At 51.6% G+C, this 936-nt stretch carries 1 rRNA gene; it reads left to right on the top strand.

Going from position 1 to position 936, the window contains the following annotated elements:
• Nucleotides 1-243 precede the first annotated feature (243 nt).
• Nucleotides 244-936, top strand: a 23S ribosomal RNA gene (locus M0654_RS22470); the annotation flags it as partial.

Raw genomic sequence — 936 nt, 5'->3', positions numbered from 1 at the left:
CGCAAGAGAGCTGCTCGGCGTAGCTCCGATAAAGCGGACCGATCGAACACGTCGATGGCATTGTTAGAAAGCGTGATTGTAAAAGGTAGTCACGCATAGCGGGTCGGGGAAGTTCTCCGGACCGTGACGGATGCGGCATAGGTAACTAGACCGTATTGTCAGATTTGGTCGCCCCTTGAGCGCAAGCGAAAAGGGACAAGCTGACCAAATTCAGCAAAGACGATGAGCATTGGCAATGAGAACGATGAAGTGTCGTAAGGGCATTTGGTGGATGCCTTGGCATGCACAGGCGAAGAAGGACGTGATACGCTGCGATAAGCCGTGGGGAGCTGCGAATGAGCTTTGATCCATGGATCTCCGAATGGGGCAACCCACCTTAGATGCTTGGAAAATTTAAGTCGTGTTTCGATACGGCTTAGGTTTCCAAGCATTGTGATAAGGTATCTGCACCTGAATACATAGGGTGTAAGAAGCGAACGCAGGGAACTGAAACATCTAAGTACCTGCAGGAAAGGACATCAACCGAGACTCCGCAAGTAGTGGCGAGCGAACGCGGACCAGGCCAGTGGCAATCAGGAATAAAGCCGAACGACTTGGAAAGGTCGACCGTAGCGGGTGATAGTCCCGTAGGCGTAGAACACTGATTGTCCTTGAGTAAGGCGGGACACGTGAAATCCTGTCTGAACATGGGGAGACCACTCTCCAAGCCTAAGTACTCGTGCATGACCGATAGCGAACAAGTACCGTGAGGGAAAGGTGAAAAGCACCCCGACAAGGGGAGTGAAATAGAACCTGAAACCGGATGCCTACAAGCAGTCGGAGCTCGAAAGAGTGACGGCGTACCTTTTGTATAATGGGTCAACGACTTAGTGTAACTAGCAAGCTTAAGCCGGTAGGTGTAGGCGCAGCGAAAGCGAGTCTGAACAGGGCGATTTT

Origin of the sequence: Neorhizobium turbinariae, from assembly GCF_023223505.1 — a bacterium.
Lineage (GTDB): Bacteria > Pseudomonadota > Alphaproteobacteria > Rhizobiales > Rhizobiaceae > Neorhizobium > Neorhizobium turbinariae.
Note: the sequence above shows the minus strand (reverse complement) of the source record. Positions and strands in the feature narration are given on the sequence as shown.